This window comes from Mesorhizobium sp. M7A.F.Ca.CA.002.15.2.1, assembly GCF_003998715.1.
GTDB classification, from domain to species: Bacteria; Pseudomonadota; Alphaproteobacteria; order Rhizobiales; family Rhizobiaceae; genus Mesorhizobium; species Mesorhizobium ciceri.
Genome location: NZ_RZPI01000440.1, coordinates 1 through 4,846, shown reverse-complemented (window position 1 = coordinate 4,846; position 4,846 = coordinate 1). Strand labels below are relative to the sequence as shown.

Genomic DNA, 4,846 nt, shown 5'->3' with positions numbered 1-4,846 from the left:
GGGCAAGGGTGGCTGCCGCGAAGGCCGCCATTTCCGGCGCGCGTTCGACAAGCACCGCCTCAGCGGCCGGGCAGCGCGACAGCACCGCCAGGCCGGCGGCCCCGGCACCGGCACCGAAATCGGCGAGACGACCGGCAAGAGAGGACGGCACGGAGGCCGCCAGCATCATCGCATCCATGCCGGCGCGATGACCGCCTTGCTTGGGCTGCACCAGCCAGAACCGGCCGCGATGGAAAGCGTCGACCGTATGGGCCGGCGTGTCCGGGACAAGGGCGGCGGGCGCGGCGGACATTATTTTCCGCGGATTTCGTTGGCGATGCCGGCATCCCTGAGGATGCGCCGTGCCGCGTCGGCCTGGTCGGCGTCGACCATGACGCGCTTCTGCAAAAGACCGATCGACCCTTCGAGAATGCTCATATTCTGGTCGGCGACAAAGCAGGCAATGCCGGCGTCGCGCATCAGCGATTCGACAAAGGAAATGATCACGGCATCGTTGGTGCGGACTAGTTCTATCATCGTATGAAACTCGCAGTTTGCGCTATTGATGTAAACGGGCAGGGGATTCCGGGGCAGAGCCGTTCCCTTGGGGTCGTTGACATTCTGTCGCCGCCGCCGCGCCAATTCGCCACTTGCCGTGCCCATGTCCGCCGCCCTAGAGTCCATACAGGGACTAAGGGTGCCGTCGCACGCTCTATACCAAGACGGGAGTGATTGTCGTGGGTGTCGTTCTCAACATCGAAAACGGGAAGCGGGAGCCCGCCTCCATCAAGGATCTGATCGATCTGACTGCCGCCGATATGGGGCGCGTCAATGAATTGATCCTGTCCAAGGCCGGCTCCGACGTCGAGATGATCCCGGAGGTCGCCAACCATCTGATCTCGTCCGGCGGCAAACGGCTGCGGCCGATGCTGACGCTGGCCGCAGCCCAGATGTTCGGCTATGCCGGCGAGGGCCACGTCAAGCTCGCCACCTCCGTCGAATTCATGCACACCGCGACGCTTCTGCACGACGATGTCGTCGACGAGAGCGGCATGCGCCGCGGCAAGAAGACCGCCCGCATGATCTGGGGCAACCAGGCAAGCGTGCTGGTCGGCGACTTCCTGCTCGGCCAGGCTTTCCGCATGATGGTCGATGTCGGCTCGCTCGAGGCGCTCGACATCCTGTCGAGTGCAGCCTCGATCATCGCCGAGGGCGAGGTCATGCAGCTTGCCGCCGCCAAGAACCTCGAAACCACCGAGGACGAGCATTTCGCCGTCATCAAGGCCAAGACCGCCGCACTTTTTTCGGCTGCTGCCGAGGTCGGCCCGGTCATCGCCCAGGCGACGCGCAACGATCGTGCGGCGCTGCGCTCCTATGGCATGAATCTCGGCCTGGCCTTCCAGCTGATCGACGACGCGCTGGACTATGGCGGCACCAGCAAGGATCTCGGCAAGAACGTCGGCGACGATTTCCGCGAGGGCAAGGTGACGCTTCCGGTCATTCTCGCCTATCGGCGCGGCACCAAGGCCGAGCGCACCTTCTGGAAGCGCGCCATCGAGGACAATGTCGCCGATGACGCCGGCCTGGAAAAGGCGACCGGCCTGATGACCCGCCACGGCGCCATTGCCGACACGATCGGACGCGCGCGCCATTTCGGCGAGATTGCCCGCGACGCGCTGGCGCCGCTCGAAGCGACGCCGCAGAAATCGGCGCTGATCGACGTCATCGATTTCTGCATCAGCCGGGTCAACTAAAGGCTGGACTTTCGCGACGCTATCTCTGGCCTGCGCTAAGAGGAAGTTTAGGAATTCGGTCCCGCCGTCTCGACAAGCCGCCCTGCCGCAAATTATCTATAAAACATGGCAAAGGGCACAGACGACACCATCGCGGTGCGCATCAGCAAGGTTCTGGCGGACCGCATCATTTCCGGTGCGATCGAGCCGGGGGCCAGGCTTCGGCAGGATCACATCGCCGAGGAATTCCAAACCAGCCATGTTCCGGTGCGCGAGGCCTTCCGCCGCCTCGAGGCGCAAGGGCTGGCCATCGGCGAACCGCGCCGCGGCGTGCGTGTCGCGTCTTTCGACCTGGGCGAGGTCAAGGAAGTCGCCGAAATGCGCGCCGCCCTTGAAGTGCTGGCGCTGCGCCACGCGGCGCCGCATCTGACATCGGCCATTCTCGATCTCGCCGAGGAGGCGTCCAAGGCTGGCGACAAGTCCCGCGATGTCCGGTCGTGGGAAGAGGCCAACCGCGCCTTCCACCGCTTGATCCTGTCGCCATGTGGCATGCCGCGCCTGCTCGCCACCATCAACGATCTGCACGCGGCAAGCGCCCGTTTCCTGTTCGCGGCATGGCGCTCGGAGTGGGAGACACGCACCGATCAGGACCATCGCGCGATCCTCGCCGCCTTGCGGCAGGGAAACACCGAATCGGCGGCCGTCACACTGGGGCGGCACGTCCAATGGATTGGCCGCAAGCCGGTCAGGACGGCTTCCGGAACGACGCGCGAAGCCTTCGCCATCGTAGGTTAGACGGCCTCCGCCAAAGCCAGGGCTTGCAATCTCCAGGGAAGTGTGGATTCGATAATAGATCGAAAACAGAAATTATCTATAATTTGAAATCGATCGAAGGAATCCCAATGACAGACGTCGCATTCTCGTCCAGCAAGCCGTCGTTCAGCCCGCTCCGGCTCCAGGATCGTTCTCTTGCCTGGCAGATTGGAGCCGTTGTGCTCGGCACCCTGTTCCTGGCGCTGTCATCCTACGTCGAAGTGCCGATGGTGCCGGTCCCGGTGACGATGCAGACCTTCGCCGTGACATTGGTCGGCGCGCTCTATGGCTGGCGGCTTGGCGCGCTCACCATCGCCGCCTGGCTGGTCGAGGGTGCGGTCGGCTTTCCCGTTCTGTCCGGAGGGGCAGCGGGTGCGGCGCATTTCGTCGGGCCGACGGCTGGCTATCTCTTCGCCTTCCCGCTTGTCGGCGCACTGGTCGGCTGGCTGGCCGAACGCGGCTGGAACGGCAAAAGGGTGATGCTTGCCTTCGTCGCCATGCTGCTTGGCAACCTTGCCTGCCTTGTGCTGGGCACAGCATGGCTTGCCGTCATGATTGGAGCCGAACAGGCCGTTACCTTCGGCTTCCTGCCGTTCATCGTCGGCGGCTTGCTCAAGTCGGCGCTGGGTGCCGCGACGCTCATGGCGCTTCGCGGCGGCAAGGCCAAGCTGGTCAATCCGTGACGATCAGGCTGCGCGCCCATCACCTCCTTTGCCTGCTCACCTATGTGGGCAAGGGATACAGCCCCGCCTTCACCGCCAATTATGATCGCGTAGCGGAGCGCCTGAGCCGGGGCGAGGACGTCCTCCTCGTTTCCGGCCCAGACGATGTCTGCGCCCCGTTGCTCGACGAGCCGGAACCGCACTGCCTCAACGAGAGCGTCGTCGAGCGGGACCGGCTCGCCGCGCAGGACGTGGAAGAATTGTTGGCACGGCCAATCCAGGTCGGCACCTGTGTTGATCTCGACACGGCGATGCTGGGCCGGATGCGGCAGGCGTTTTCGGCTGGCCTTGTACGCAAGGCCTGCGGCGGCTGCGAATGGAACGAACTGTGCAGCACGATAGCGGCCGGCGGCTACAGCGACACGCTGGTGCAACGGTCTGCCTCGCCAGGCAAGGGCTGATATTGGCCCGAGCCTTGGCGGTCGAAGCGGAGCCTCAGCGTCGAATCTGTGATATATTCGGCGCCGCGTAGGGCCATGGCCGAAATCCCAAGAGCGGAAAATTGGTGCCTGTCGCCATGATTTGTTAATCGGGTGCCCGGATTGTGAATTCGAGGCGGATTGAAGCGCGACCCCAAAAAGGCCATGCTTTGCCTGGAAAGATCGAGTCTACGCCGATCCCGCTGACGCGGAGATGGCGCCTGGCTGAAAGGGATACGATGCGGCAAGGACGTGCGCGCTGGCTGACAAGGCTGGCAATTGTGACAGGCATGGCGATCTCGGCTTTGCCGGCCTATGCCAAGCAAACCACCGAACCGGTCAAGATCACGTCGTTTTCGGGCGCCTATCTGGCAGCCCGGATCGCCGAAGGCGATAACGACCTCGACAGCGCCATCGCCTACTACAAGCAAGCATTGGCCTTCGACCCGAGCGACACCGGCCTGCAGCAGAGCCTGATGCTGTCGCTGATCGCGCAAGGGCGCTTCGACGAATCCCTGGTCTATGCCGACAAGCTCAAGGAAGTGCCTGACATCGAGCGTTTCTCTCGGCTGGCGCTCGCCGTCGATTCCTTCCACAAGAAGGATTTCACCAAGGCGCAGTACTGGCTCAAGCTGTCGCTGGAATCCGATCTCGACCGGCTGATCTCCGGGGTGATGTCCGGCTGGGCGCAGCAAGGCGCCGGCGAGCCTGCCGATGCGATGGCGTCCATCGACAAGCTGCAGGGGCCGGATTGGTTCGGCCTGTTCAAGTCGTTCCACCGCGCCCTGATCGCTGATGCATCCGGCATGCCCGAAAAGGCCGAGGCGATCTACGCCGCGACCATGCAGGATACCGCCGCCGGTGGTGCCGCTCCCGAAACCTGGATGCGCAACGCCCAGGCCTACGCCTCGTTCCTGGCCCGCAAGGGCGACAAGACCAAGGCGCTGTCGGTGCTCGATCAGGCCGAGGCGTTTTCGCCTGGCAAGCTGGAAATCGTCGCCTTGCGCGACCGAATTGCAAAAGGCGACAAGATTGCGCCCCTGGTGGCCGGCCCATCCGATGGCGCCTCCGAAATCCTGCTCGACCTCGCCACCGCGCTCAACCGTGGCGGCGGCGAGCCCTTCGTGCGCCTCTATCTGCAATATGCGCTTGCTTTGAAGCCTGATAGCGACGCTGCCCT

The 4,846-nt window shown here is 63.8% G+C and carries 5 protein-coding genes and 2 pseudogenes; 5 read left to right on the top strand and 2 right to left on the bottom strand.

All coding sequences use genetic code 11. The features are described from left to right. Both ENZ74_RS22085 and ENZ74_RS22080 read right to left on the bottom strand, forming a co-directional pair. Positions 1–292: pseudogene (locus ENZ74_RS22085) on the bottom strand (methyltransferase); the annotation flags it as partial. Beyond that, positions 292–516: a DUF2007 domain-containing protein gene (locus ENZ74_RS22080; protein WP_063167652.1), complete on the bottom strand. Its 225-nt coding sequence runs from the start codon at positions 514–516 to the stop codon at positions 292–294. The pseudogene ENZ74_RS22085 and the gene ENZ74_RS22080, both read right to left, overlap by 1 nt. A 200-nt stretch (positions 517–716) precedes the next feature. Here ENZ74_RS22080 and ENZ74_RS22075 point away from each other — a divergent pair, with 200 nt between their 5' ends. The 5 genes and pseudogenes from ENZ74_RS22075 to ENZ74_RS22055 form a co-directional block, all read left to right on the top strand. Then, on the top strand, positions 717–1,733 hold the full coding sequence (locus ENZ74_RS22075; protein ID WP_013532830.1) for a polyprenyl synthetase family protein: 1,017 nt from the start codon (positions 717–719) through the stop codon (positions 1,731–1,733). Between the two features lie 105 nt (positions 1,734–1,838). After that, positions 1,839–2,507, top strand: a complete 669-nt coding sequence (locus ENZ74_RS22070; protein WP_063167653.1) for a GntR family transcriptional regulator — start codon at positions 1,839–1,841, stop codon at positions 2,505–2,507. Between the two features lie 107 nt (positions 2,508–2,614). Continuing rightward, a complete protein-coding gene (locus ENZ74_RS22065; RefSeq protein ID WP_063167654.1) occupies positions 2,615–3,208 on the top strand; it encodes a biotin transporter BioY in 594 nt (197 codons plus the stop codon). After that, the gene (locus tag ENZ74_RS22060; RefSeq protein ID WP_063167655.1) at positions 3,205–3,648 is read left to right on the top strand and encodes a DUF1284 domain-containing protein; all 444 of its coding nucleotides are present in this window, start codon (positions 3,205–3,207) and stop codon (positions 3,646–3,648) included. The genes ENZ74_RS22065 and ENZ74_RS22060 overlap by 4 nt, the downstream gene beginning before the upstream one ends. 257 nt (positions 3,649–3,905) lie before the next feature. Continuing rightward, positions 3,906–4,846, top strand: a pseudogene (locus ENZ74_RS22055) (hypothetical protein); the annotation flags it as partial.

Coding starts and splice junctions, on each gene's coding strand:
- ENZ74_RS22080 (WP_063167652.1), bottom strand. CDS start 516: ATGATAGAACTAGTCCGCACCAACGATGCCGTGATCATTTCCTTTGTC.
- ENZ74_RS22070 (WP_063167653.1), top strand. CDS start 1,839: ATGGCAAAGGGCACAGACGACACCATCGCGGTGCGCATCAGCAAGGTT.
- ENZ74_RS22065 (WP_063167654.1), top strand. CDS start 2,615: ATGACAGACGTCGCATTCTCGTCCAGCAAGCCGTCGTTCAGCCCGCTC.